The organism is Dysgonomonas sp. UBA7630 (genome assembly GCF_002483985.1).
Classification (GTDB): Bacteria; Bacteroidota; Bacteroidia; order Bacteroidales; family Dysgonomonadaceae; genus Dysgonomonas.
Genome location: NZ_DLIY01000004.1, coordinates 64,615 through 90,561 on the forward strand (window position 1 = coordinate 64,615; position 25,947 = coordinate 90,561).

At 38.9% G+C, this 25,947-nt stretch carries 25 protein-coding genes; 5 read left to right on the forward strand and 20 right to left on the reverse strand.

Annotation, left to right across the window (positions count from 1 at the left end):
* Positions 1–172: 172 nt before the first annotated feature.
* From B3P17_RS01890 to B3P17_RS01915, 6 genes are all read right to left on the reverse strand, one after another.
* On the reverse strand, positions 173–1,573 hold the full coding sequence (locus tag B3P17_RS01890) for a DUF3329 domain-containing protein (RefSeq protein ID WP_252638641.1): 1,401 nt from the start codon (positions 1,571–1,573) through the stop codon (positions 173–175).
* 9 nt (positions 1,574–1,582) lie between these two features.
* Positions 1,583–2,896, reverse strand: a complete 1,314-nt coding sequence (der, locus tag B3P17_RS01895) for a ribosome biogenesis GTPase Der (RefSeq protein ID WP_252638640.1) — start codon at positions 2,894–2,896, stop codon at positions 1,583–1,585.
* Positions 2,897–3,007: 111 nt separating this feature from the next.
* A complete protein-coding gene (locus B3P17_RS01900) occupies positions 3,008–3,556 on the reverse strand; it encodes a hypothetical protein (RefSeq protein ID WP_252638639.1) in 549 nt (182 codons plus the stop codon).
* A 25-nt stretch (positions 3,557–3,581) separates the two neighbouring features.
* Positions 3,582–4,160: a hypothetical protein gene (locus B3P17_RS01905; RefSeq protein WP_252638638.1), complete on the reverse strand. Its 579-nt coding sequence runs from the start codon at positions 4,158–4,160 to the stop codon at positions 3,582–3,584.
* A gap of 33 nt (positions 4,161–4,193) precedes the next feature.
* Complete coding sequence (locus B3P17_RS01910) at positions 4,194–6,062, reverse strand: alpha-L-fucosidase (RefSeq protein ID WP_252638636.1); 1,869 nt, start codon at positions 6,060–6,062, stop codon at positions 4,194–4,196.
* Between the two features lie 91 nt (positions 6,063–6,153).
* Positions 6,154–6,675 carry a hypothetical protein gene (locus tag B3P17_RS01915; RefSeq protein ID WP_252638635.1) on the reverse strand — a complete coding sequence of 174 codons (522 nt, stop codon included), beginning with the start codon at positions 6,673–6,675 and terminating at the stop codon, positions 6,154–6,156.
* A gap of 147 nt (positions 6,676–6,822) precedes the next feature.
* Between B3P17_RS01915 and B3P17_RS01920 the strand changes: the two genes are divergently transcribed.
* Genes B3P17_RS01920 through B3P17_RS01935 form a run of 4 tightly spaced genes read left to right on the forward strand, consistent with a single transcriptional unit; the run spans position 6,823 to position 10,536 of the window.
* The gene (locus tag B3P17_RS01920) at positions 6,823–7,242 is read left to right on the forward strand and encodes a hypothetical protein (protein ID WP_291102974.1); all 420 of its coding nucleotides are present in this window, start codon (positions 6,823–6,825) and stop codon (positions 7,240–7,242) included.
* An 8-nt stretch (positions 7,243–7,250) separates the two neighbouring features.
* Positions 7,251–8,156 carry an FAD:protein FMN transferase gene (locus tag B3P17_RS01925; protein ID WP_252638630.1) on the forward strand — a complete coding sequence of 302 codons (906 nt, stop codon included), beginning with the start codon at positions 7,251–7,253 and terminating at the stop codon, positions 8,154–8,156.
* Between the two features lie 27 nt (positions 8,157–8,183).
* Positions 8,184–9,476, forward strand: coding sequence for an electron transport complex subunit RsxC (gene rsxC, locus B3P17_RS01930; RefSeq protein ID WP_252638628.1), 1,293 nt, complete (start codon positions 8,184–8,186; stop codon positions 9,474–9,476).
* Positions 9,463–10,536 carry an RnfABCDGE type electron transport complex subunit D gene (locus B3P17_RS01935; RefSeq protein ID WP_252638627.1) on the forward strand — a complete coding sequence of 358 codons (1,074 nt, stop codon included), beginning with the start codon at positions 9,463–9,465 and terminating at the stop codon, positions 10,534–10,536. Before rsxC ends, B3P17_RS01935 begins: the two co-directional genes overlap by 14 nt.
* A 73-nt stretch (positions 10,537–10,609) precedes the next feature.
* Here B3P17_RS01935 and B3P17_RS01940 read toward each other — a convergent pair whose 3' ends face one another.
* From B3P17_RS01940 to B3P17_RS02005, 14 genes are all read right to left on the reverse strand, one after another.
* Complete coding sequence (locus B3P17_RS01940) at positions 10,610–12,001, reverse strand: NADH-quinone oxidoreductase subunit N (RefSeq protein ID WP_135104847.1); 1,392 nt, start codon at positions 11,999–12,001, stop codon at positions 10,610–10,612.
* Between the two features lie 17 nt (positions 12,002–12,018).
* Positions 12,019–13,452 carry a complex I subunit 4 family protein gene (locus B3P17_RS01945; protein ID WP_252638626.1) on the reverse strand — a complete coding sequence of 478 codons (1,434 nt, stop codon included), beginning with the start codon at positions 13,450–13,452 and terminating at the stop codon, positions 12,019–12,021.
* 16 nt (positions 13,453–13,468) lie between these two features.
* Positions 13,469–15,349, reverse strand: a complete 1,881-nt coding sequence (gene nuoL / locus B3P17_RS01950; RefSeq protein ID WP_291102980.1) for an NADH-quinone oxidoreductase subunit L — start codon at positions 15,347–15,349, stop codon at positions 13,469–13,471.
* 6 nt (positions 15,350–15,355) lie between these two features.
* Positions 15,356–15,679: an NADH-quinone oxidoreductase subunit NuoK gene (gene nuoK / locus B3P17_RS01955; protein WP_252638624.1), complete on the reverse strand. Its 324-nt coding sequence runs from the start codon at positions 15,677–15,679 to the stop codon at positions 15,356–15,358.
* Between the two features lie 3 nt (positions 15,680–15,682).
* Complete coding sequence (locus B3P17_RS01960) at positions 15,683–16,186, reverse strand: NADH-quinone oxidoreductase subunit J (protein WP_135104843.1); 504 nt, start codon at positions 16,184–16,186, stop codon at positions 15,683–15,685.
* Positions 16,187–16,211: 25 nt separating this feature from the next.
* Entirely contained in the window at positions 16,212–16,745 is a 534-nt protein-coding gene (locus B3P17_RS01965) for a NuoI/complex I 23 kDa subunit family protein (RefSeq protein ID WP_252638622.1), read from the reverse strand.
* 16 nt (positions 16,746–16,761) lie between these two features.
* Entirely contained in the window at positions 16,762–17,805 is a 1,044-nt protein-coding gene (nuoH, locus tag B3P17_RS01970) for an NADH-quinone oxidoreductase subunit NuoH (protein WP_291102985.1), read from the reverse strand.
* Positions 17,806–17,813: 8 nt separating this feature from the next.
* A complete protein-coding gene (locus B3P17_RS01975) occupies positions 17,814–18,857 on the reverse strand; it encodes a 2Fe-2S iron-sulfur cluster-binding protein (protein WP_252638619.1) in 1,044 nt (347 codons plus the stop codon).
* Positions 18,858–18,863: 6 nt separating this feature from the next.
* Positions 18,864–20,219, reverse strand: coding sequence for an NADH-quinone oxidoreductase subunit NuoF (gene nuoF / locus B3P17_RS01980; RefSeq protein WP_135104840.1), 1,356 nt, complete (start codon positions 20,217–20,219; stop codon positions 18,864–18,866).
* 5 nt (positions 20,220–20,224) lie between these two features.
* Positions 20,225–20,749 carry a complex I 24 kDa subunit family protein gene (gene nuoE, locus B3P17_RS01985; RefSeq protein ID WP_252638618.1) on the reverse strand — a complete coding sequence of 175 codons (525 nt, stop codon included), beginning with the start codon at positions 20,747–20,749 and terminating at the stop codon, positions 20,225–20,227.
* 8 nt (positions 20,750–20,757) lie between these two features.
* On the reverse strand, positions 20,758–21,993 hold the full coding sequence (gene nuoD / locus B3P17_RS01990; RefSeq protein WP_252638617.1) for an NADH dehydrogenase (quinone) subunit D: 1,236 nt from the start codon (positions 21,991–21,993) through the stop codon (positions 20,758–20,760).
* A 12-nt stretch (positions 21,994–22,005) separates the two neighbouring features.
* Complete coding sequence (locus B3P17_RS01995) at positions 22,006–22,539, reverse strand: NADH-quinone oxidoreductase subunit C (RefSeq protein WP_252638616.1); 534 nt, start codon at positions 22,537–22,539, stop codon at positions 22,006–22,008.
* Positions 22,539–23,090: an NADH-quinone oxidoreductase subunit B gene (locus tag B3P17_RS02000; protein ID WP_006843264.1), complete on the reverse strand. Its 552-nt coding sequence runs from the start codon at positions 23,088–23,090 to the stop codon at positions 22,539–22,541. Before B3P17_RS02000 ends, B3P17_RS01995 begins: the two co-directional genes overlap by 1 nt.
* 13 nt (positions 23,091–23,103) lie before the next feature.
* Positions 23,104–23,472 carry an NADH-quinone oxidoreductase subunit A gene (locus B3P17_RS02005; RefSeq protein ID WP_135104837.1) on the reverse strand — a complete coding sequence of 123 codons (369 nt, stop codon included), beginning with the start codon at positions 23,470–23,472 and terminating at the stop codon, positions 23,104–23,106.
* 486 nt (positions 23,473–23,958) lie between these two features.
* On the opposite strand from B3P17_RS02005, the gene B3P17_RS02010 reads away from it, so the two are divergent.
* A complete protein-coding gene (locus B3P17_RS02010; RefSeq protein WP_252638615.1) occupies positions 23,959–25,947 on the forward strand; it encodes a DUF3857 domain-containing protein in 1,989 nt (662 codons plus the stop codon).

The window sequence follows — 25,947 nt, forward strand, 5'->3', positions numbered from 1 at the left end:
AATAAACTATTTACGCATATCCTGCGTTTATATTATGTGTTTTTCATAGTATTAGATTTTAAGGTTAACAATAAAGATTGGTTGTCGTGATGACAACCTTTTCTTTTTTATATAACCTCAAATACAATAAACGATTAAATAATATCAACGATAAGTATCCGACCTTCTCTCCTCAATCTGCCCTTACGACTCTTACCGACCTTACACCATAGTAGAAAGCGTATTTATTGTTCAGCCATTGATCAGGATTTGTGCTCAGGTCTTCGTAGTGAAATTTGCTATGAACAGCAACCTTGTCGGTAAACACAATATCTTGTATTCCATTAGCCACCTGCTCCTTCAAGGATGCTTCCCGAGCCTGATAGACATCCGATATTAACTTCATTGATGGGTATTTTCTATAATAATCTACACCATATAGACTAACCAATGCTATTATCGCTATCAAATTCGCATAGTGGAACAACGTGTGCCTTATTTCTATATTCGCATACAGGAGACCAATGGCGATAACTATAAAAACAATCTGCCCGAACATAGCCCAAGCAGGGAAAACAGGTGATACAATCATTATAAAGAAAGAAAGCTGACCTGCAACAAAGAATAGTACAGCTGCAAACAAAACCTTTTTATATTGATCTTTCTCCATATTTTTTCGGCTCTTGAAAAAGAGAAATAAAAAAAATAAAAAGAGCAGCGAGACAGGAAGCATATAGGGTAAATATCGAATAGACATCATATCAGATAAGTTTGACCAGAGAGTTTCAAATATTGATAATCCCTGATCTCTCACATTTTGCTTAGCAACGAGTGCCGCACGAACATAATTTCCGGGTGCGAGAATCATCAGAGCAAAGCCAAGACATAATCCAATCAAGCCTGCAATTGCCCATTTAGGAAGCTTTAAATTTCTCTTATAATAGATACAAAAAATAAAAATCAATAATGTAGCAACTGAGGCGGTAGATTCATTTGTCCATCCGGCAATGATTCCTGCGAAAAAAAACAATACAGTTTTATAAAGTTTATAATCCGTACGCTCATCAAAAAAGTAAGACACATAGGGATATATAAATAGCATAATGAGTAAGGTTCCCCACAGATAGTTAGCACTTCCTGTAATCCAAAACACATCGGAGGTAAAGCGGGGTACAAGAAACCAGACAGATGCACTGATCAGTATCAGCAAAAAGGCGTTGGTTGACTTACCTTTATTGCAAATAAAGTACATTGAGCAGATTAGAATTACATAAGCTAATGTATTTATTATATCATTAAAAGGTGTACCTATCCACAGAAGAAATTGAGCAATGCTATGAACAACCGAGCGTCCACCCCAATTGAAATAATGGACATATTGAGATTCGAGTATATCTTTAAAACTCGCTATTTTTTCATTGCTGGAAGGGAAACCATAATCGACCAGTACCTCTCTGAATGAATAGGCCCAATCATCGGCATGGAGAGGGAATAAGTAGTTAAAGTAGTAAATAGTAGCACCAATACAAAAAAGTACAACTACAAAGAGAAATCTTTGTAGTTGCAAGTTTTTTGTATTTAGTTTATCTATCATACATAAATCTTATTTCTCTCTGATAATGATATTGATCGGAGTACCCGACAAATCCCAATTATCACGAATACGATTTTCGAGAAAACGTTTGTATGGGTCTTTTATCCATTGAGGAAGGTTACAAAAGAACACAAACGTAGGAACATGTGTATTAGGTAACTGCGTAATATACTTTATCTTGATATATTTTCCTTTATTCGCAGGAGGCGGAGTGCGCTCTATGATAGGGAGTAATATCTCATTCAGCTTATGTGTTGGAATCTTAGTTTTTCTACGACCATAAACTTCTTTAGCTGTTTCTAACACTTTCAGAATACGTTGTTTGGTCATAGCCGAAGCAAAGATGATCGGAAAATCGGTGAAAGGAGCTAAACGTTCCCGAATTGCATTTTCGAAAGTCTTTATCACAACCAGTTCCTTATTCTCTACCAAATCCCATTTGTTTACACAAACGACAAGCCCTTTACGGTTTTTCTGAATAAGAGAAAATATATTCATATCCTGGCTCTCTATCCCTTGCGTAGCATCAAGCATCAGAACACAAACGTCTGAATTTTCAATCGCTTTTATGGAACGAATCACCGAGTAGTATTCCAAATCTTCGGTAACCTTTCCTTTCTTACGAATACCCGCAGTATCTACAAGATAAAAGTCCAGATTGAACTTATCGAACCGTGTATAGATCGAATCACGTGTTGTGCCTGCGATATTGGTTACAATATTACGTTCCTCATCCATCAAGGCATTTACCAAAGACGACTTCCCTGCATTAGGTCGCCCAACAATGGCAATACGTGGTATATCTTCGAGATGTTCCTCTTCTCCCTTTTTTGTAAACTTGGTTATTATCACATCCAAAAGATCTCCTGTTCCCGAACCGTTGATCGCCGAAATATTAATAGGATCTCCTAAGCCGAGAGCATAGAACTCTGCCGACTGAGCGTGCAAATTAAAATTATCTGCTTTATTGGAGACAAGTAGGATTGGTTTCTTTGAGCGGCGAAGCATGTTTGCAACACTCGAATCCAAATCTGTAAGTCCGTTCATTACATCCACCATAAACAGAATTACATCAGCTTCTTCTATAGCAATGGCTACTTGCTTATTTATTTCATTTTCAAAAATATCCTCAGAATTCACAACCCATCCACCTGTATCCACAAGCGAAAAATCCTGACCACCCCACTCTACTTTTCCGTATTGGCGGTCACGGGTCGTACCCGAAGTTTCATCGACTATAGCCTGGCGACTTTCTGTCAATCGATTAAACAGGGTTGACTTACCCACGTTGGGACGTCCAACTATAGCTACTAAATTTCCCATATTTGTATATTGTACTCTAAATTTTGTGCAAAGGTACGTATTTTTATTGAAAACACTTTCAACGAAAAAGGCTTGCGTGTGCAAGCCTTTCATATTTTTATAACTTATATCCTATTGAAAGTGTGATACTCGTGTAATCCACATAATCGTATCGCCTACAGGCAGGCTCGTTTTGTGGGCACTTTTAAGAGCATCATCTAAAGTGAATTTTTCTGTCGGTATGCCCTCAAATAGTGAAATATTCTTATCTGTACTCTTATATCCTACATAATGCTGTCTTATCCTCAGATTTTTTTTACTACCACTTCCATAGTATTGCTCTATGCCTCCTGTAGTAATATACAACAAAGTATCATTCTGGAAGCGATACTGGCTGCGTTCTTTGACTATATCTCCCTGATTTACATAAACAAAATCATCATCGAACAATATATATGTATCAGTAGGGTATTGTTCATAGAAACTAGTAAAGACAGTTGCGGGATCAAATCTCTTTGTTAGAACTGTATCAGGACCCGATACAGTACCTTTATAGATATTAAAGTCTGTAATAGAGGAACTAATGTATCGTATATTATCCGTCTTATTTTCGTTGCTGCATGCTATCAACAAAATTGCAGATAAGACAAAAAGTATATATCGTTTTTTAGAAAAAATCATCTTACGGTCAAATTAGATTTAGGAATCATTTGAACTGATAAATTGCATTACACCATACAAGGGTATCTTTCGGGTCTGTCATCTCGCTCAGTGAAGAAAGCCCTCTCATTTCGAGCGTTTTCTCCAAGCTTACAGCCTGATTAAACAAACGTATAGTATCATTACCTCTTTCGTTACGATAACGTACCAAAGCTTTAACCCTATATAAGTTATCAGCATTACCAAGAGCCACAAATACTTTATGCCAAGTCTTGTTTACCGTATCAAGTTTATTTATAAATAGAGAATCTTTTTCGTAAACATAGCTGGATACTATTTTTTTTTGTCCTAAAGAATCAACATAGGTCAATTTATCATTGTCAAATTGAATCCTTATATTATCATATAAATCATATTTATACGAACCTTCAAAGAAATAATTGGCCAACTCAGTTCTTCTCAATTCATTAAATTGCACTTGCTTTCCACCTGTAGCCGAACCCGCATACACGGCGAGGCTAGACAAGTCTACATTTGTTACCTGTAGTACACCATCCACTTCCTCTTCACTCGAACAGCTGACAAAAAACAGTGCGCAAAATATTATATATAATATACTTCTCATTATCTGGCTTGTTTTTCTAAAACGTAAAGATAATCAAAACAGTTTTATTCCTGCCACAAAATAGTTATCTCCTGAGTCGACAGTCTCTATCGGTTCTAATTTTATATAGCGGGCTTTTTCTGAATTCGTTGCAAACAAAGTAACTTCTTGTTTTACCGGATTGTTAGCTATATTGTTGAAAATAGCATTCTTCTTCACTTGTGTCCAGCTTTTACCATCTAAGCTGATATAAAAATTATATCTGAGAATATTTGATGATTGTACTTTATTGAAAGGAATATAAGTGAAACCTTTGATTAACTCAGCTTCTCCCAAGTCGATTACCAACGGAGTCTTTTTCTTTACTTCGAGGGAAGTATTATCATCATTATCAGTAATCTTCGACAAATCAGCAACAGGCGATACTAATTTCCATTTAGATGTAGAAAGGCTCTTATTATTTTCTTTATTTACTGCTTCTGTCGCCGAGAATGATTCGGGAGCATTATACAAACTTACTTTGCTGATTAGCGGACAAGCAAGAGCAGTAAAGCTTATTTTCAGTTTTTGAGTAGAGATCGTAGGGAAACGCAAAATGCGTTTGTAGCCTATTGTTGTAGCATCCGTCAAGTCTCTCCAAACTCCGTTATCCCAATATTTTACACTAAACGATGCCACTCTTTGCCCCAATGGGATATATTCTTGTAATGCCAAACGGTTGAATGTCTTCGCTTGTTTCAAATCAATCTCAATAGACGGATTTAATTCACTATCGTCTGTAGCCCAATACGTGTTATAGTTGTCGTCAAGCAGGTTTGCAACAGAATATTGGGCAGCGTTGTCTCTCACATTACTTGCTTTTATTTCAGCACCTTCAATCAAATCTTTACTAAATGATTCTTCTCTTGCTTTACGAAACTCCATCAAACGAATAGAGTCGTTGGCATTAATACGCCCTGTGCGATCGGGAGGAACATTCAACAACAAGTTAGAATTTCGTCCCACAGAAGTATAGTATATATCCATCAATTTATCTACCGACTTTACCTTATCGTCTGTAGACGGGCTATAAAACCATCCCGGACGAATAGAAACATCCGTTTCGGCAGGAACCCATGCCTCGCCACCTTGCACTCCTGTATTTAAAATATCTACAGACGGTGCGCCTCGTCCCGGTTCATAGCCCTTGATATTGAGTGTAGACCAATTAGTCTTACCCGCAACACCTTGCTCATTACCCATCCAGCGACAGCCGGGGCCTACATCACTGAATATTACAGCTTGAGGTTGATTTCTATATACTGTATTGTGAAATAAATTCCAATCATAAACTTGTTTTTTACCGTCTTTTCCTTCTCCGTTTGCACCATCAAACCACTGCTCAAATACTTCTCCGTATCCTGATAGCACTTCATTCAATGTATTTGCAAAAACCTGATTATACTCAGGTGTTCCATAAGCAGGATGATTTTGATCCCAAGGAGACAAGTAAACTCCAAACTTTAAACCATATTCGCGGCAAGCTTCAGAAAGCTCTTTCAACAAGTCTCCTTTTCCATCTTTCCAAAGGCTTTCTCTTACTGTATGCGTACTATATTTACTTGGCCACAAACAAAAACCATCGTGGTGCTTTGCCGTGATAATGATACCTTTCATACCTGCAGCCTTCGCTGTAGCTGCCCATTGACGACAGTCCACATTGGTAGGATTAAATACCTTCGGGTCTTCTTTTCCATTCCCCCATTCTACATCGGTAAAAGTATTAGGGCCAAAATGGGTGAACATATAATATTCCATTTGTTGCCAGTTGACCTGATCTTGCGTTGGTATCGCTCCATAAGCCTTTAGTGGCTGATTCTGGGAATTAGCAGTTTGATATAAAAATAAAAAAAGGGAAAAGGTTAAACTTAATTTGAATTTCATGTTATCTCAGTTTATTAGAACTATAAAAATAAGTTTGGTAATCCTTTTGCTTGAACGGAACAAAAGAATAAAATATTATAAACAGGTTAATTTATCTGCCAAGCGCTTCTAAATTTGCAGCCCGCAATTGTTTAGGGAAAGTACAATTTTCGTCTATTATATAAACCCACTTCGGATTTTTTATTATTTTCTTCGAATTTGAGCTGCCGAATGTACGATCACCATCTTCTACAGGATCAAAATATTCGGAAAAGTCCACTTGTTCGTTTTCTTTAGATGAGATAATAAATATACGATTCGTCATAATGAAGTAGCCATAAGTTTTTTCTCCCGGCTCATACATTTTGTTCCATTCATTATCGAGAGCTGTAATATCCAGTTTCAACACGCCTTTATCTTTCGAAAACAAAATTTTGGTTACCGGCCAAAGATATCCGTTTTTCCTGCGAAAAATAAAGTTACTGATATCGGAAGCTAAATGGCCTATCTTTTCATTCTTCAACGAGTAACATGATAAAGTCAGTTTATTTACGTCACCGTCTGAATGAGAAATAGCAAATATCTCGGATAAAAAACAGACACAGAAAATTGTTAAGATTGCAGCTTTTTTCATAACAGTACTAATATTTCAGCGTCACAAAAATACACTATTTTTTCTCTTTTCTGTACTTAATATTATAAATGCTATAAATAGTTAATCTTTTTTATCAGATCAGACTAATAATTTATTTTTGTATAAAGTTATAAAATAGTTAAAGGCATGAATAATATTGTTCAGATATTGAAAAAAACCGGCCTTTTTTTATTTGGAGTTCTATTAGTAATTTGGGGCTATAAAGTAAATGCCGCTAATACTGAAGAAAAAGCCAAAGAAGAAAAAGAAAAGAATACAAAAGAAGTTGAGCAGCCCATCGTCTTACCCCCTGCAGACGAACCCAAAACCGAAGAGCAGCCGATAAAAGAAGAGGTAAAGAGTTTAACTGCTCCGGCCAAAGTATCAACTGATAAGAAAAAAGCAGAAGATGTGAAGCCTAAAGCTTCTACCACACCCCAGACAAAAAAATCAGCAACAGCTGTAGAGAGTAAAAAGGAAAACCAGACGGAAGAAAAAAAGGTAGAGGAAGTCAAGCAAACCGTTATAGAAAAAGCAACACCCGAAGAGTCGTCAGGAACAGAGTAAACCTGTAAATGGAATTATTATACAAAGCCCAGACCCGATTCTTATTCCATTCGCATATAAAAATCAAGCTATCTGCTTTTTACGAAGAAAGCATATTTGATGAATTATTTGCGATTCTCGAACATGTGGATAAGAAATACAATTCGTATCAAGCAGGTTCTTATTTCGACACAATAAATAAGAACAGTGGCAGCTTTGTAGATGTTGATGAGGAAACTGTAAATATATTAAATCAGGCAATCACAATCTCAGATTTCTTTAATGGGACTTATGACATTACAGTCATGCCACTTATTAGGCTGTGGGGATTCTATAAAGATGAGCAACGGCAAATACCCTCAATCAAAGAAATAGAAGATGCAAAAAAGCTGATTGATTATAGGCACATAGAGATAAATGGAAAAAAAGTCAGGATAAAAAAAGGACAGGAAATCATTACAGGCTCGTTCATTAAAGCCTATGCTGTAGATCGTCTGACTGAAAGAATGCTTGAATTGGATATAAATGATGCGATAGTTAATGCCGGAGGCAGTACGATAATGGCAATAAATAACGAATCGCACCCACGATGGCAAGTCATGGTGAGGCATCCCCAAACGGAAGAAGTTTTATTCAAGTTAAACATTGCAAATCAGGCGTATTCGACATCATCTCAGTCCAAAACGTTTGTAAGTATAGAAGCTAAAGAATATGGACATATACTAAATCCTATTACGGGTTTTCCGTCGGCAAACAAGCAGGTGGGAATTATCAGCGACAATTGTATGATAGGCGATATGATCTCTACTGCACTGTTTAACGAGTCGGCAGAAGGATTCTTAAAAAAGATTGATCTACTATCGGAACATTACAACATAAAAGGTTTTATGCTCGATAGTTATAACAATATTATATACACTCAAGATTTCAGATAGTTATTTCAAATTAAAATAACAAAAGCTATGATAATGCACATACTTTCGATGAAAGGGAAAACCAAGAAGAAGCGTATTCAAGCTATTGAAGATGCTCCTTTTCTATACATTCCCCTCGCAGAATATTTAGGCTGTGCTCCTACTCCTGTTGTCAATGTTGGCGATAAGATCAAGAAATATCAATTGATAGGAGAAGTAAAGGATAAGTTTGCGACCAAAGTACATGCACCGGTATCGGGCGTGATTTTGGAAACAAAAGACTATCCTTTTGCAGATGGCTCTTCTGTAAAAACCATCGTTATCCAGAACGACTATAAGGACGAGGAAGTAAACAACATTTCGTACAAAGATTACAACCAATGTAGCCCCGAAGAGTTGATAGAGCGAATTAAGGATGCGGGTATAGTAGGACAAGGTGGCGCTCAATTTCCGACAGCTATAAAATACAGTGTTGGGGAGCATAAGATACATACCTTTATTGTAAACGGTGCAGAGTGCGAACCATATCTTACATCAGATTATTCACTGATGGCAGAGCGTACCGAAGAGCTATTTAAAGGAATTGATATCATAAAAAAGATACTCAATGCCGACAATGTTATCATTGGTATAGAGCATCAGAATAGAGAACTTTTAAAAGTATTTGCTCCATATCTGCAACAAGAAGAACATAAAGGCTACAAAGCAATATTATTGCCCGATCAGTACCCTCAAGGTGGCGAGCTGCAATTAATAAAGTCTGCCACAGGCATTGAACTACCAAGATCGAAGCGACCTGCCGAAGCGGGAATTATAGTGAGTAATATTGGTACTATCTACTCTGTTTATCAGGCGGTAGTAAATCACAAGCCTGTTATCAGCCGAATAATAACAATCTCAGGTGAGCGATCTACTAATTATGGCAATTACGAAGTGAAAATAGGAACACCGATACGACATATCACAAAATCGCTAGGGATAGAAACTTTGGGGAATACCATCATACAGGGAGGCCCGATGATGGGAAAGGCAATACAAGACCTGTCGATACCTGTAACCAAAGGTGCATCGGGAATACTATTCCTAAAGAAAGAAGAAGTAAAACGGAGTAATTGTATCTCGTGTGGTTATTGCGTCGATGTATGCCCCATGCGGTTGATGCCAATGAAGTTTGAAGAAAACTATAGAAAGAAGAAATACTTCAATCTTGAGAAATACAGTATTAGCAGTTGCATCGAATGCGCAGCTTGCGAATACATCTGCCCAAGTAATGTGCCGCTTATAGAAAGCATAAAAGAAGGAAAAGTAAAACTTAAAGAACTAGCAAATGCAATCAGATAAAACAATATTTGCACCCTTTATAAGGAAAAGTGACAGCACCAGCCGTGTGATGGCAGATGTTATTTTAGCATTGCTCCCATGTATAGCCATGTCGTATTTGGCATTCGGGTTTGTACCTGTCATGGTAATCTTGGTGGCAGTAGGAAGTGCGTTATTAACAGAATTCCTATTCTCTATTATCTTTTCCAAAAACACGGAATCTCTTTCTGATGGGTCAGCTATTATTTCGGGGATTTTGCTTGCATTCACAATAGCGCCTTTCACTCCTCTCTATGTCGTTGCATTCGGAGGAAGCATGGCTGTTCTGTTCGGAAAACTACTCTGGGGTGGCTTAGGACGCAATATATTCAATCCTGCCCTCATCGGACGAGAGTTTATGACTGTATTCTTTCCCGCTGTGATGGCTTCACGCACTATTTGGTACGACAAGACAGCGGTGAATATAAGTGAGCTCAATATATTTAACGACAGTTTTATAAACCAATTATTTTATAAAGCATCGGGAGCAATAGGTGAATATTCGATATTCTTTTTGGTACTAGGCGGTTTATTCTTGTTGATTAGACAAAGGATCTCATGGCATATACCATTTGCTTTATTAGCCGCTTTCACAGTATTGCTTCTTACCGTGTCTAATCTGACCGAATATACAATACAATTCTCTCTGGGAGGCTTATTGCTGGGTACTATATTTATGGCAACAGACATGCCCACAAGTGCAAGTACCAACTATGGTAAGTTATATTATGGAGCAATGATAGGTTTAACAGCAATACTCTGCATCATCAATGATGTGAAGTATGAATACATGTCTTACTCGATACTGTTGTTGAATGCCTTCGTTGTACCTATCAACTGGGTATTCCGTCCGAATGTATGGGGACAAAAATTAGATATTCTTACCCGTTTGTGGCAAGGATTATCACTTACGGCATGTATACTAATGGCTACATTCGCTGTTATCTATCTGCATCATACAGGATTGATAATGTATCTTGTATTTATTTATATTGCTTATTGCATCATAAGGTTTATAGCGAAGGGGATAAAAGCGGAATAGAAGAGAAAAATATCAATACAAAAAAGAGCAGACCGTCAGATCTGCTCTTTTTTATTTTTTATATCTTATCTAATTATAAGTTCAGACCCATAATTACAGAAGGGAAAATTCCAAGTAATAAATTCAAAGATATAGCAATTACAGCTACAGCTTTATATTCGAAAGGAACTCGTAGAGGCTCTTCTGTCTCGCTTTCTTTGGTAATCATTATATTTGCTACTCCCAGATAATAGAACACTGCTATAATCGAATTTATAATACCGAATATAACAAGAACTAAGTGTCCTGATTGTAACATCTGATCAAACACAAAGAACTTAGCAAAGAAACCTGCAAAAACAGGAATTCCACTTAATGACAACAATGCGCAAATAAAGATTGCGGTCAACACCGGCTGACGTTTCACCAAGCCAAAGAAGTTTGTCATATCCTCATTGTCTTTTCCCCGGCAAACACCAAGTATTACAGCGAAGGCTGCAATCCCCGCCAAGCTGTATGCTGCTGCATAATACAATACTGTATTTGCAGATGTGCCAATCGCTAGTAAGGTCATCATCATAAATCCGGCATGTGATATCCCCGAATAGGCCATCATACGCTTTATGTTTTTCTGCTTCATTGCTGTTACGTTTCCTACTGTCATTGTCAATATAGACAAGACGATCAGTACGATCTGATATACAGGTGTTACCGCAACAGACAATATTGTTACTACCTTAAACAATGCTCCTATTGCAGCCACCTTCACTAAGGTGCTCATCAGAGCGGTAGAAAGTGTAGGTGAGCCTTCGTAAACATCAGGTGCCCAAAAATGGAATGGTACGATAGATGCTTTAAACATCAAACCGACAGTCAACATCACAAAACCAAGACTAAACCATATAGGTAAAGATCCTGCCTGAGCAGTAGATGCAATAGCAACTGTAGCAATATCGAACGAACCAAATGCGCCATATATGAGAGCAATACCAAACAGAATAAAGCTGGACGCAAATGCACCCATAATGAAATACTTCATACCCGCCTCGTTACTTCTCAAGTTCTTCGGATCGCTGGCTGCCAAAATATAAGCAGCAATAGACAATACCTCAAGTCCCACGAAAAACATAATGAAGTTTCCGAAAGAGACCATAGCCACAGCTCCGGCCACAAGAAAGACCTTGAGGGCTACATAGTCGGCAATCTTATCTATTCTGTCTTGATAAAACTTGGGACTCATCGCAAGAATCAGTACAGCAAGAATAATAAACAGGATAGAGAATCCTTGCGAAAATCCTGTTGATACCAACATATTGTACTTATCCGTACCAAGGAAAGATTGTCCTAAGTAAAACTCGGTAACAGTCAACCCCAATACAGCAATCAGTCCGATAAGTGTAACTGGTATAAGGATTTTTCTCAAATTGAATATCTCTAATAAAAGGCAGATTATACCTAATGCTGAGATGGCTATCAATGTACTCATTATATATCTGGCTATTTTTATCTGTTAATATACATTACTATTTCTGTCAGGCTTGTAGACACCAAGTCTGTAACCGGCTTCACATACACCCCGAAAAATATAAGTACTCCTATTATTAAGGCGAAAACTACCGTTTCGGTCTTCGACAAATCCCTGAACGGATTCACAGACGGTTCTCCTAACATCACCTGCTGATACATTCTCAACATGAACAGCGCTCCAAGGAACAATGCGGTTCCTATTGTTAGGGCGTACCAGAGACTTACCTGATACAATCCAAACATTATTGTAAACTCTCCGATAAAGTTAAATGTAAGCGGTATACCGATAGAAGAAAGGATGCTTATAAAGAACGCCACCGAAAACTTTGGAGCATGTTCTTTAATACCACCCATCTTACTTATAGTCAATGTATGCATACGTGTTTGAATTACATCTGCGGAATAGAACATACCCACAATACCAAAGCCATGAGCGAGGATAAGTATCACAGCTCCTTCGAGACCATCGTATGTCAACGCATAAGAGCCCGCCGCAATAAATCCTACGTGAGACAATGATGCATACGCTAAAAATCTTTTCAAGTCGTCCTGACGCAGCGCCATAATAGCTCCGTATACAACTCCAATGATACAAAGGATCACGATTATTGTCCTAAACTCGTTTGATGCGTAAGGAGTTACGGGCAACTGCCAACGAATAACGCTATATGCTCCCATCTTAGACATAATACCTGCCAGCAACATAGTACCTATTGCCGGTGCTTTCTGATACACATTTGCCTGCCATGTATGGAAAGGGAAAATCGGTATCTTAATAGCATAAGCAAGGAAGAATGCCAAGAATATCCAGATTTGTTCTGTTTGGCTCAGACTCGCATTATAGAATGCTTCGAGCTGAAAGCTTCCCGTTTTTGTATACAGGTATATAATGGCTGCAAGCATAAACAATGATCCGGCAAATGTAAAGAGGAAGAATGTCATCGCTGCCTTACGTCTTTTGATGATCTCGCCGTTACCCCACAATACGATGATAAAATAGATCGGTATAAGAGACATTTCCCAAAACACATAATACAAAAGGGCGTTGCTACTTAAGAATGCGCCTACCATAGCAAAAACCATAAACATGACTAAGCTATACAGCATCTTTTCATTCTTAAATTCGCGCGATTGCGTACCCAGTATAATTATAGGCAGCAGTATCGTCGTCATTAATATCATAGCCATCGACAAGCCGTCGGCCTTTAACGAAAACGAGATATTAGGCTTACTAATCCAGTCTATGCTGAAATTTGCTCCTGCTGCTCCGTATTTAAGACATAACGCTACCGAAAAAATAGCTGCGGCAACACCGAACAACATAGCTACTTTAGAGGCAAATCTATTTCCTGATAAATAAGTAAGAATTGCACCTACCAATAATATGATTAATATAATAGTGATATTCATGTTTCTTTTTTAATTTTTATACAAGAAATAAACAGATGATTAGTGCACTGAATCCTAACACAAAGAAAAACAGATAAAAACCGAGACTTCCATTCTGTAGCCTTCGCGCCGGAACTGTCAACAACTCGACCAAGCCTCCGAAGCTTTTCAGTATATTTTTTAATGCTCTCTCTACTACACTCTCAAAGAAGCCGGCTAAAGCATAAAGAGGCTTTACAAATAGTGCATCGTATATTTCATCAATGTAGAATTTGTTATAAGAAACTTTAGCAAGTCCCGAAATCTCATCATCCTCAGCAGGGACTTCAGATTTCTTTATATACTTAAAATATGCCAATGCAATACCAACGATAGCGATTATAGTAGAAATTACCATTGTCATCACCATCTGGTCTACAGGAGCATGCTCGCCTGTAATACCCGGTAATATTGGCTCTAAGTAAGCGTTCAACCAGCTAAGCCCTCCGAAAGGAATACTGATAAGCCCTCCGAAAAACGCTAAGAAAGCCAATACGATAAGCGGCAGGTNNAGAGTCATACTGCTTGGCGATTCGTGCAAATGATGTTTCTGTTCTTCTGTACCTCTAAACTCTTTGAAGAATGTAAGATATAGCAAACGGAACATATAGAATGCAGTAAGCAAAGATGCTAATGCTGCTAAAATCCATAAGAAGATATTATGCTCGAAAGCTGTCAGCATGATTTCATCTTTGGAGAAGAAACCAGCCAAAGGCGGAATACCTGCAATTGATAACGTAGAGATCAAGAATGTATAATACGTCGTCTTCATCTTATTCTTAAGACCTCCCATCTTGCGCATATCCTGTTCGCCTCCCATAGCATGGATAACCGAACCTGAGCCAAGGAATAAGCAAGCCTTAAAGAATGCGTGTGTAATCACATGAAATACTGCAACGTGATAAGCACCCAGCCCAAGAGCCAAAAACATCAGCCCGAGCTGCGATACTGTAGAGTATGCTAGTACTTTCTTTATATCATTTTGTGTAAGAGCTATAGTTGCAGCAAACAATGCAGTTACAGCACCCACAATAGCAATCAAAGTCTGAATATCGGGAGTCAGGTCGAAAATGAAATTCAACCGTGTCACCATAAATATACCCGCTGTAACCATCGTTGCAGCATGTATCAGTGCCGATACAGGAGTAGGACCTGCCATCGCATCGGGCAACCAAGTATATAAAGGTATCTGTGCACTTTTACCTGTAGCCCCTATAAACAATGCCAATGTGGCAACGCCCAACAGTGGGTCGGGACTGGTAACAAGATCTTTTAGCGAAACGTAGTCCACCGTTTTGAACATATAGCCCAGTGTAAAGATACCGATAAGGAAACCTAAGTCTCCGATACGGTTCATCACAAAGGCTTTCTTTGCCGCATCGTTGTTCTTGTGATTTCTCGACCAAAAACCAATAAGCAGATAAGAACACAAACCTACACCTTCCCAACCGATAAACATAACGAGAAGGTTGCTTCCCGAAACAAGTATCGTCATAAAGAAGATAAATAGATTCAGATATGAAAAATAACGGTCTATATTTTCATCATCGTGCATATACCCCATCGAGTAGATGTGTATCAGCGTACCGATACCTGTCACAAACAACAACCATACTAGAGACAGTTGGTCGAGCGTGAAAGACAGATCAGTTGTAAACTCCCCTAAGGCAATCCATTGAAACAGGTTGACATTAAAAACCTGACCTGTAGAAAGATTCTGGATGAAAAGGTAAAGAGATATTACAAAACTTATAATTACAGCTGTGGTAGCAATAACTCCGGGTAATGTGCGTCCCGTTAGTTTTTTACCAACCAGCAAATTAATTGAGAAACCGATAAACGGACTAAGCAAGAGTATTAATACCAATATTGTTTCCATCCAAATTTATCCTTTTAAGTTTTTCAATTCATCAATATCTATCGTGCCTATGTTTCTGTAGATGGCAACCAAAATAGCCAACCCTACAGCCACCTCAGCCGCAGCTACGGCCAATGAGAATATCACAAACACTTGTCCGCTGGTATCTTGATGATACACAGAAAAAACAGCCAATAACATATTGGCAGAAGCCAGCATCAATTCTACCGACATCAACATCACAATCGTACTCCTACGATACAATATTCCAATTGCACCTACACAAAACAATAGTATGCAGAGGTAGATGTAATTGTCAATTCCTACTTGTTCTAATATATTATTCAGCATAGCTTAAGCTTTTTTCTCTTTTTTAGAAATAAGTACTGCCCCGATCATAGCCGTTATAAGTAATATAGCAGCAAATTCAAATGGCACTAAATACTCGTCAAGCAGCACCTGACCAATAATACTTACCGACTGATAGTCTAATCCCTCGGTTTTGTATGTTTCTATCACAGGCGTAGCCTTCAGAAGCGCAGCCAACAGGACAATTCCCATCAAGCAACTCGAAATTGTAGCCGCCACACGACTGATCACTTTTTTCTTTGGCTCGTGGCTTTCACTCAGGTTCATAAGCATCAGAGTAAATAGCAATAACACCATGATAGCTCCGGCATAAACCACAATATTTATAACCGATAGAAACAAAGCATTCAGCAGCAAAAAGTGCCCCGATATGGAGAAAAAACAGATAATCATATACACTGCACTATGGATAGGATTCTTAGACAATACCGTCAGAAGTCCCGTACCGAGTGTTATGGTTGCCAGAATATAAAAAATTATTGTAATCATATCATTATTTATCTCGTATCTCTATTTAATCATATTTGCGTGCTTTGGCATCCTCTACCGAAATCACGAGTTTATCTTTACCATAGATAAAGTCTTCACGTTCTAATTTCGGCTTCACCAGAAGCTTAGACTTGGTTAAGAAAATAGCTTCTTTCGGACAAGCCTCTTCGCATATTCCACAAAATATACAGCGTAGCATATTTATTTCATATTCCGAAGCATATTTTTCTTCACGGTACAGGTGTTCTTCTCCTTTTTTACGCTCAGCAGCCACCATTGTGATTGCTTCTGCCGGACAAGACAAGGCACACAACCCGCATGCTGTACAGCGTTCGCGCCCCTGATCGTCACGCATCAATACATGCTGCCCACGATATACAGGGCTGAATTCGCGTTGTTGCTCAGGATACTGAACAGTCGCCTTCTTCTTGAAAAAGTGCTTAATTGTAATTATAAGCCCTTTTATCACAGCAGGAAGGTATATCTTTTCTGCGAAGGTCATGTTTTTATCAACAACCTCCGTCTTTCTTCCTGATAATGATATTTTTTCTATTGACATCGCTAATTTCTTATTTTCATTTAAAAATCAGGACAAAAATTCCTACCAAGATGATATTTACTATCGCCAACGGAAACAGCATTTTCCATCCCAGTTTCATCAGTTGGTCGTATCTGAATCTCGGTATTGTCCAGCGCACCCACATATAGAAGAAAATGAAGAATGAGGTTTTGGCTAGAAGTGATAGCACTCCAAGTAGACTAGCTATATTTATACCCCAGTTTTCTGTTACCCAATCTATTCCCGGATAATTGTATCCTCCAAAGAAAAGAACAGAGATAAATGCAGATGAGAAAAACATGCTCGCATATTCGGAGAACATATAGAATCCCATTCCCAACGATGAATATTCGACATGGTGTCCGTTAACCAGTTCCGACTCGCATTCTGCAAGGTCGAAGGGTGTCCGGTTACATTCTGCAAACGAACAAACAAGGAAAATAATAAAGGTCAACGGCTGATAAATCACATTCCATTGCATACCATGCCAGCCACTTTGCTGCTGAGTGATTTCTACCAGACTCAAAGAACCAGTCATCATAATCAGCGCAATAAGAGAAAGCCCCATTGCTATTTCGTACGAAATCATCTGCGCTCCGGCACGGATACTTCCCATCAGGGAATATTTATTATTTGATGCCCATCCTCCGATTACAACACCATATACGCTTGTAGATAATACAGCTACAATATATAGAATAGCCACATTTACATCCCCGATGTAAGGTTTAACCTCTCCATAGCCTGCTATAACAAACTTCTCTGCCCACGGGATCAACGCCCCCCCAAGCAAAGAGACTGTCATGGCAACAGCCGGACCTACAACAAAGAGAATCTTATTCGGCGTATTTGGCATAAGATCTTCTTTGGCAAACAACTTAGCCCCATCGCAAAGAGGCTGTAGCAAACCAAAGATACCTGCACGATTTGGCCCGAGACGATCTTGTAAAAAACCGGCTACCTTACGTTCTGCATAAGTAGAATACAACGCAAAAAGCATTGTGACAGCAAACACAAGAACGATAAGCATCAACTTTTCTAAAATAAGTGCAATCTCCATTATTTTATTTATTCTTTTGTTTTCTTTATAGCTTCCAACTCCTCTGCATCATAGGGAGAATCAGGCATGCTTATTTTCTTCTGATCTTCTTTACGACCTTCCAATACAAGTTCGTCTGTATTTATCTTTACCTTATGTATCGGCTCTGTATAGTTGTTTACATTGATTACAGACGGCTTCTCAAATTTGCGAGGGCCTTCTATAGTCCAGTCTTCAACATTCTTGTGTTCGAAACGACATTCGTTACAAATAAATTCTTCAACCTCGTGCCATTCATCTTTACGAGCTGTCACACGTTGAACTTTGTCGCCAAACATCCATAGCACTACTTTCCCCGAACATTTTGTACAGTGACGATGTGCATTGAATGGTTTGTTGAACCAAACACGAGACTTGAATCGGAATGTTTTATCGGTAAGAGCTCCTACAGGACAAACATCGATCACATTGCCCGAAAAATCGTTATCGATCGCACGTTCTATATATGTAGAAATTTGAGCATGGTCACCCCTTCCCACTACTCCATGAACACGTTCAGGCGTTAGTTGATCAGCCAATTTTACACAACGGTAGCAAAGAATGCAACGATTCATGTGCAACTGTATGTATGGGCCTATATTTTCGGGTTCGAATGTTCTTTTTTCTTCTATATAACGCGACTTGAAGTTATTATTACCATAAGCAAGGTTCTGCAAATCGCACTCTCCCGCCTGATCGCATACCGGACAGTCGAGAGGATGGTTGATCAACAAAAATTCGGTTACAGCCTTTCGTGCCTCCAGAGCTCTTTCGGATGTAGCGCTTTTCACTTCCATACCGTCCTGAACAGCTGTTACGCATGACGGCTGAAGCTTAGGCATAGGACGAGGGTCTCTTTCGCTACCTTTGTTTACCTCCACCAAGCAACAACGACATTTGCCACCGCAGTCTTCCAGCTTAGAGTAATAGCACATTGTAGGAGGAACACTGGCTCCGCCTATCATACGTGCCGCCTGCAACACTGTGGTTCCAGGTTCGACGTCTAAAACATGTCCATCTATTGTAATTTTCATATTGCTTTACTTCAAAAGGTGACGAACTTTTTCCATAGGCTCGTCTACAAAATGATCTCTATTTTTTATCTTTTCAGGGAAGCGTACATGGTATTCGAACTCTTCACGGAAATGGCGTATTGCTGCTGCAACCGGCCATGATGCCGCATCACCAAGAGGACAAATTGTATTGCCTTCAATCTTACTTTGTATGCTCCATAGCAGGTCGATGTCTTCTTCTCTACCTTGTCCTGTTTCGATGCGATGAAGTATTTTATCCATCCATCCTGTACCTTCACGACACGGAGAACATTGCCCACAGCTTTCGTGATGGAAGAAACGAGAAAAATTCCATGTATTACGAACGATACATGCTGTATCATTGTACACGATGAAACCTCCCGATCCGAGAGAAGAGCCGGTAACGAAACCTCCGTCAGCGAGTGATTCATAGCTGATCAAACGATCTTCACCATTTGCTGTTTTAAATATATATTGAGGAGGTAAGATCGGAACCGAACACCCGCCGGGTATTACAGCCTTTAGCGGACGATCGTCTAACATACCACCGCAATATTCGTCTGAATTGAAAAATTCATCGACAGTCAAACCTAATTCTATTTCATATACGCCCGGATTCTTAATATGACCCGAAGCTGACATCAGCTTGGTTCCTGTAGATTTTCCTACACCGATTTTAGCATATTCAGCACCGCCATTGTTTATAATCCACGAAACAGTAGAAATAGACTCCACATTGTTCACCACTGTAGGCTCACCCCACAACCCACTAACAGCAGGGAATGGCGGTTTGATACGTGGATTACCACGCTTACCCTCGAGTGATTCTATCAGGGCTGTTTCTTCTCCGCAAATATATGCTCCTGCTCCGCAATGTACATACAAGTCGAGATTATAGCCTGTACCCAATATATTTTTACCCAGCCAACCATTGGCATAAGCTTCCTTAATTGCTTTTTCTAATATCTTGAATATCCACATATATTCGCCGCGGATATAGATATATGATAAATTAGCTTCTAATGCGTAACTGGAAACAATAGCACCTTCGATTAGCAAATGCGGAATATGATGCATCAAAAAGCGATCTTTGAATGTACCGGGTTCCGATTCATCGGCATTCACAACCAAGTGGCGAGGCTTGCCGGACTTCTTATCAATAAAGCTCCACTTGAGCCCCATCGGGAAACCTGCACCTCCACGGCCTCTTACCCCTGAGGTTTTCACTTCTTCTACAACCTCATCGGGGGTCATCGTTTTCAGTGCTTTCTCCACAGACGCATATCCGCCATTCTTGCGATAAACTTCGTATTCCGCTATTCCCGGAATATCTAATTTCTCTAATAATACTTTTCTAGCCATCGCAATTAATATAGGTTTACTTTTCCTTGTTTACAATCTTCGATCAGTGTATCAATCTTTTCTTTGTTAAGATTTTCATGATAGTTGTCTCCCAACTGAAGCATCGGACCGTAGCCACATGCTCCAAGGCACTCTACCCCTACTACACTGAACATCCCGTCAGGTGTTATTTCACCGGGTTTAACGCCCAGTTTCTGACAGGTATATTCCATCAAGTTTTCGCCACCACGCAAGCCACAACAAGCGGTACGGCAAAACTCAAACATATATTTAGCTACCGGTTTCTGATTGAACATCGAATAAAATGTTACTACTTCATAAACTTCGATAGGTGTAATCTCCAATATCTCAGCTACTTTATCCATCAGTTCGAGGCTCAGCCAATTGTCATGAGCATCCTGTACGGCATGAAGCACGGGTAGTAAAGCAGATTTCTTTTTATCGGCAGGGTAATGGCTCAACAATTCATTGATACGGGCCATCAGGCTCTCCGACATATTTATTACTTGTGTATATTCTTTAGTTTCCATTGACATGATTATGCATCTAATTCTCCGGCAATAACATTAATACTTGAAAGCGTGGCAACAGCATCCGAAAACATCCCGCCTTTTATCATTTCAGGGAACGCCTGATAATAAATAAAGCATGGTCTGCGGAAGTGCACCCTGAAAGGAGCTCGTGAACCATCGGTAATAAGATAAATACCCAGTTCTCCATTAGCACCTTCTACGGCGTGATATACTTCAGCTATAGGAACGGGAACTTCACCCATCACGATCTTGAAGTGTTGGATAAGCTGCTCCATCTGTGTATACACTTCTTCTTTTGGAGGAAGGTAATAGTCAGGCACATCTGCATGGAAGCTTCCATCAGGCATATTATCACGAGCTTGACGAATTATGCTCAAGCTTTCTTTTATCTCTGCTGCACGCACACACCAACGATCATACGTATCGCCGGATGAACCTACAGGTACTTTAAAATCAAAATCTTGGTATGAACTATATGGATTCGCTACACGCACGTCGTAATCGACGCCTGTAGCGCGCAAGTTAGGCCCTGTAAACCCATAATTTATAGCCTTTTCGGCTGATATAGCACCTACACCAACGATACGATCCATAAAGATACGGTTGCGGATAAACAGTCTCTCCAACTGATCCCATGCTTTAGGGAAGCCTTCGATAAACTCATCTAACTTACGCCATGCGGCTTCGCTCCAGTCTCTTTCGAATCCGCCGATACGCCCCATGTTTGTAGTCAAACGTGCACCGCAGATTTCTTCATAAATCTCGTATGCCAACTCTCTGTATTGCATTACATACAAGAAAGGAGTGTACGCACCGAGGTCGACCCCTAAGATAGAGTTACATATCAAATGATCCGTAATACGAGCCAGCTCCATAACAATAACACGCATATATTGCGCACGTTTAGGAACCTCTACACCAAGTGACTTCTCTACAGTCATCCACCATGCCATATTATTCAGAGGGGCAGAACAATAGTTAAGACGATCGGTCAGGGTTGTAATCTGATAGAAAGTGCGGTGTTCTGCAATCTTCTCAAATGCACGGTGAATATAACCGATAGTGGTATCCGCATCCAAAATACGTTCACCATCCATCAGTAATATATTTTGAAACACACCATGAGTAGAAGGGTGAGTTGGCCCGAAGTTAAGAACGGACAACTCTTTATCGTCCCCAAAGGCTTGTTCTTTTATCATTTTCGCAAAGCGATGTTCCGGATTTATTAGTTGATCTGACATTTCCTTACTTTGCTATTTAGTTTGTTCATAATTATTGGGAGTCCTACCAAAGAAGCGGTCATCCTTATCCGTACGTCCGGCATCCTCAAGTGGATGATCTTTACGCATCGGAAACGACACCATTCTCTCATCATTAAGTATACGCTTAAGATTGGGATGTCCTTTGAAAATTACTCCGTAGAAATCATAAGTCTCGCGTTCCATCCAATTGGCTGCAGCAAAAACGTCCACTACAGATTCAACATACGGTCTGTCTCCATCAAGAAATGTTTTCACACGTACACGTACATTGTCGATCCAGTTGTGAAGCAAATAAACAACAGCAAACTGAGCCTTCTTGTCATTATCAGGATAATGCACCCCACATAAGTCTGTCAAGAAGTTGAAACGCAGAGTTTCATCGTCTTTCATAAAACGGATTACTTCTTTGATTACCGCCGGAGCAGCTTCGAAAGTAAAAATATCCCGTTCCATTCTGAAATTCATCACTTCCGTTCCGAATTTCTCGCTCATCTTATTTTCAATAACTGTAGTATCGAGAGCCATTATTCAAATTTATATGATTCAAGAAGCTCCTGATATCTTTCCGAGCCTCTACGAAGAATAGATTCATGTTTTACTAACTCCTGCAATTGCATTACGCCATCCAATATCTGTTCAGGACGTGGAGGGCATCCGGGAACATACACATCTACCGGAATCACCTTATCGATACCTTGCAAAACCGAATATGTATCGAAGATACCTCCCGAAGAAGCACATGCACCTACTGCAATCACCCATTTAGGTTCGGCCATTTGTTCATATACATGGCGAAGGATAGGAGCCATCTTTTTAGAAATAGTCCCCATTACCATTAACATATCTGCCTGACGTGGCGAAAAGCTGTTACGCTCTGCCCCAAAACGTCCCATATCGTACGTAGCAGCCATTGTAGCCATAAACTCAATCCCGCAACAGGATGTAGCAAATGGCAAAGGCCATAGGGAATTGGCACGAGCCAAACCTATGACGTAGTCAAATTTTGTAGCAAAAAATCCATGCCCCCTATATCCATCCGGAGCAGGTACTACATTTATATTAGAAGAATTGCTCATACTTGTTAAATTTTTATCTCTCCCAATCCAAAGCCTTACGTTTGGCTTCGTACAAGAAACCTACCACAATAATTCCGATAAAGATTCCCATCTTGCCAAATCCTTCCCAACTAAGCTCTTTAAAGTTTACAGCCCATGGGTACATAAAAACGATCTCGATGTCGAAAAGAACAAACAAGATCGCAACAAGGAAATATTTAACAGGGAACGGAGAACGAGCATCGCCTATAGGATCGAGACCGCACTCAAAATTTGCATTTTTCCGTGCACTCCTACGACTTGGACCTAACATCTTAGAAATAAATACCGTAGCAAATACAAATATCGCAGAAAACGCGATTTGCATCAGAATAGGTATAAAATCATATATACTTGAATTCATATCCTTAATTTTAACACACTTTGTTTTTACAGATTACAAAGATACTCTATTTATTTCTCAAAAAAGAACAAAATGACTCATATATTTTATCAATAAGTCAATAAACAAATGGCATCAGAAGCCAAAATGCAGCATTTTGTCAAGTGCAGTTTGCAATATTGTCTTTATAGAAAAACATTATTATTGTGAAAAAAATAACATCAATTTAAGAAATAAACTTTTAACATTTAAGACTATTTTAGATCTATTTTATATGTAAGTTTTCTTTTACGAAAATGATTTATTCAAAGCAACAACTCCCATTGCGCTATATACAGAGAGATTGCTTGAATGAGTGCTGCGCAAAGATAGATATAGAGACAATATCAGACAGTTTTCCATAAACAAAAAAAATGTTATAAGACATAGCCATTTTTTAACATAATTAATATTTTATTTCATACATTTACATAATTTATGATCTATCAACATCTCAATAACCAAACAATGAAGACAACTTACTTATTAGCTATAATGCTATGTTTTATTTTTCTGTTTCATGTTCAGGAAAGTCATTCCCAGTCTAAGTATGGCAATGCAACTATGGATGAGCTGAATATGACCGTATACCCGGAGGACACAACAGCCTCGGCAGTTATCCTACTCAAAAAAGGGGACTTAAGGTTTATCTTTAGCGAACTGTATGGATTTCAGTTTGAATACGCCATACAAGTTAAGATAAAAATATTGAAGACAGAAGGACTTGATTGGTGTAACCAAGAAATCTCATACTACGAAACCAATAGATCAACGAAAGAGCAAATCAATGGTTTATCGGGCACAACATACAATCTTGAAGATGGAAAAATCACAAAAACAAAGCTTGCGAAGGAATTCATTACCGATGAGGACATTGACAACACATTGAAAGTAAAGAAATTCTCTATGCCTGCAGCAAAAGTAGGATCTGTGATCGAGTATAAATATACAATCGTATCCGACTACTATTATAACTTAAGAGACTTCCGATTCCAAGAGTCTATCCCTATTGCTTATGTGAACTTTGAGGCTAAAATTCCGGAATACTTCCGATACAACATCAACTATCAGGGATATGCCAACTTAAAGTCTAGCAAAGAGCCGGACAATGAATCTTTCCACATAAGATATAAAGACGACTACGGACGTTTACAAGCAACGACCGTAAGATGTAATGCAGAAACATTGAAAAGCGAAGGCTTCAATATTCCGGCAATGAAAAGAGAAGCATATCTGTGGACTATAAATGATTATATAACACAAGTATCCTTTGAGCTAAAAAGCATACAGATGCCCTACAGCATGACCGAAAATAAATCTAGTTCATGGGAGTCTATAGATAAGGATATCCTTTCGAGCTCTCTTGGAAGCAACATGAAAAAGGCGGATCTCTTTAAAGAAGAAATAGCTAAAGGAGAGACTACCCTTAAACGGGCAAAAGAAATACAGGATATGGTTAAATATCGGGTGAAATGGAATGACAAGAGAGCTATCGTTCCGGGCAACCTAAAAGATGCTCTCAAAAATGGAATAGGCAGTAGTGCTGATGTAAACTTTTTACTCATAAATGCACTAAAAGCAGGAGGATTTGACGCATACCCTGTTATACTCAGTACCAGAACAAACGGAAGATTGCCAATATCTCATCCTAGTATAACGGCATTTAATTATGTAATTACAGCACTGAAGATAGATTCACTTATGTACTATACCGATGCTTCTGCTAAATATGGAGACTGGAACTTACTGCCTGAAAAGTGTATGGTTCCTCAGGCACGTATAATGAGTGAGAGTGGCGGCAGATGGGTTAATCTTAGCAATGTTTCGAATGGCTCTGCATTAAAAACAGCAAAATTCACATTCAATGACTCCAAATATATAGGAACCATAACAGATACCAGAAAAGGTAATGCCGCCTATGATATGAAAGTATCCTATTATAACCACAAGAACAAGGAAGACTTCATTGAATCATTAGCAAAGAGGACAAATTGTAAGATCGACAGTTTTTCAGTTTCAGCTATCGATGACACTTCAGCTCCTATAAAGATGGAATATACACAGGTTGCAGACGCCAGCTTAGGAGATGATTTCTTATATATAAATCCGATGATAGAAAAACACATTGCCGAAAATCCTTTTCAAAGAGAGAAAAGAGAATATCCTGTAGAATTCGATTATTTGACAAATTACCTCCAAGTTGTAGATATAGAAATACCTGAAGGGTATGTAGTAGACGAGTTGCCTCAGGCTGCAAAATTAGTATTAAATGATAACGATATCGTTTTGACATATCGTCTGGCTCAGGCCGGAAATGCAATTAAATTGCATTATCAATTCCAATTAAAGAAATTAACGTTCTTGCCTGAAGAGTACGAGTCATTAAAAGACTTTTATGCTAAAATTGTAGCTAAAAACAGCGAGCAGATCGTTCTGAAAAAGGCCTCTGCAATTTAA

What these genes read in the sequence shown, in the direction of transcription:
- B3P17_RS01890 (WP_252638641.1), bottom strand. Translation starts at nt 1,573, where the DNA reads ATGATAGATAAACTAAATACAAAAAACTTGCAACTACAAAGATTTCTC.
- der (WP_252638640.1), bottom strand. Translation starts at nt 2,896, where the DNA reads ATGGGAAATTTAGTAGCTATAGTTGGACGTCCCAACGTGGGTAAGTCA.
- B3P17_RS01900 (WP_252638639.1), bottom strand. Translation starts at nt 3,556, where the DNA reads ATGATTTTTTCTAAAAAACGATATATACTTTTTGTCTTATCTGCAATT.
- B3P17_RS01905 (WP_252638638.1), bottom strand. Translation starts at nt 4,160, where the DNA reads ATGAGAAGTATATTATATATAATATTTTGCGCACTGTTTTTTGTCAGC.
- B3P17_RS01910 (WP_252638636.1), bottom strand. Translation starts at nt 6,062, where the DNA reads ATGAAATTCAAATTAAGTTTAACCTTTTCCCTTTTTTTATTTTTATAT.
- B3P17_RS01915 (WP_252638635.1), bottom strand. Translation starts at nt 6,675, where the DNA reads ATGAAAAAAGCTGCAATCTTAACAATTTTCTGTGTCTGTTTTTTATCC.
- B3P17_RS01920 (WP_291102974.1), top strand. Translation starts at nt 6,823, where the DNA reads ATGAATAATATTGTTCAGATATTGAAAAAAACCGGCCTTTTTTTATTT.
- B3P17_RS01925 (WP_252638630.1), top strand. Translation starts at nt 7,251, where the DNA reads ATGGAATTATTATACAAAGCCCAGACCCGATTCTTATTCCATTCGCAT.
- rsxC (WP_252638628.1), top strand. Translation starts at nt 8,184, where the DNA reads ATGATAATGCACATACTTTCGATGAAAGGGAAAACCAAGAAGAAGCGT.
- B3P17_RS01935 (WP_252638627.1), top strand. Translation starts at nt 9,463, where the DNA reads ATGCAATCAGATAAAACAATATTTGCACCCTTTATAAGGAAAAGTGAC.
- B3P17_RS01940 (WP_135104847.1), bottom strand. Translation starts at nt 12,001, where the DNA reads ATGAGTACATTGATAGCCATCTCAGCATTAGGTATAATCTGCCTTTTA.
- B3P17_RS01945 (WP_252638626.1), bottom strand. Translation starts at nt 13,452, where the DNA reads ATGAATATCACTATTATATTAATCATATTATTGGTAGGTGCAATTCTT.
- nuoK (WP_252638624.1), bottom strand. Translation starts at nt 15,679, where the DNA reads ATGCTGAATAATATATTAGAACAAGTAGGAATTGACAATTACATCTAC.
- B3P17_RS01960 (WP_135104843.1), bottom strand. Translation starts at nt 16,186, where the DNA reads ATGATTACAATAATTTTTTATATTCTGGCAACCATAACACTCGGTACG.
- B3P17_RS01965 (WP_252638622.1), bottom strand. Translation starts at nt 16,745, where the DNA reads ATGTCAATAGAAAAAATATCATTATCAGGAAGAAAGACGGAGGTTGTT.
- nuoH (WP_291102985.1), bottom strand. Translation starts at nt 17,805, where the DNA reads ATGGAGATTGCACTTATTTTAGAAAAGTTGATGCTTATCGTTCTTGTG.
- B3P17_RS01975 (WP_252638619.1), bottom strand. Translation starts at nt 18,857, where the DNA reads ATGAAAATTACAATAGATGGACATGTTTTAGACGTCGAACCTGGAACC.
- nuoF (WP_135104840.1), bottom strand. Translation starts at nt 20,219, where the DNA reads ATGGCTAGAAAAGTATTATTAGAGAAATTAGATATTCCGGGAATAGCG.
- nuoE (WP_252638618.1), bottom strand. Translation starts at nt 20,749, where the DNA reads ATGGAAACTAAAGAATATACACAAGTAATAAATATGTCGGAGAGCCTG.
- nuoD (WP_252638617.1), bottom strand. Translation starts at nt 21,993, where the DNA reads ATGTCAGATCAACTAATAAATCCGGAACATCGCTTTGCGAAAATGATA.
- B3P17_RS01995 (WP_252638616.1), bottom strand. Translation starts at nt 22,539, where the DNA reads ATGGCTCTCGATACTACAGTTATTGAAAATAAGATGAGCGAGAAATTC.
- B3P17_RS02000 (WP_006843264.1), bottom strand. Translation starts at nt 23,090, where the DNA reads ATGAGCAATTCTTCTAATATAAATGTAGTACCTGCTCCGGATGGATAT.
- B3P17_RS02005 (WP_135104837.1), bottom strand. Translation starts at nt 23,472, where the DNA reads ATGAATTCAAGTATATATGATTTTATACCTATTCTGATGCAAATCGCG.
- B3P17_RS02010 (WP_252638615.1), top strand. Translation starts at nt 23,959, where the DNA reads ATGAAGACAACTTACTTATTAGCTATAATGCTATGTTTTATTTTTCTG.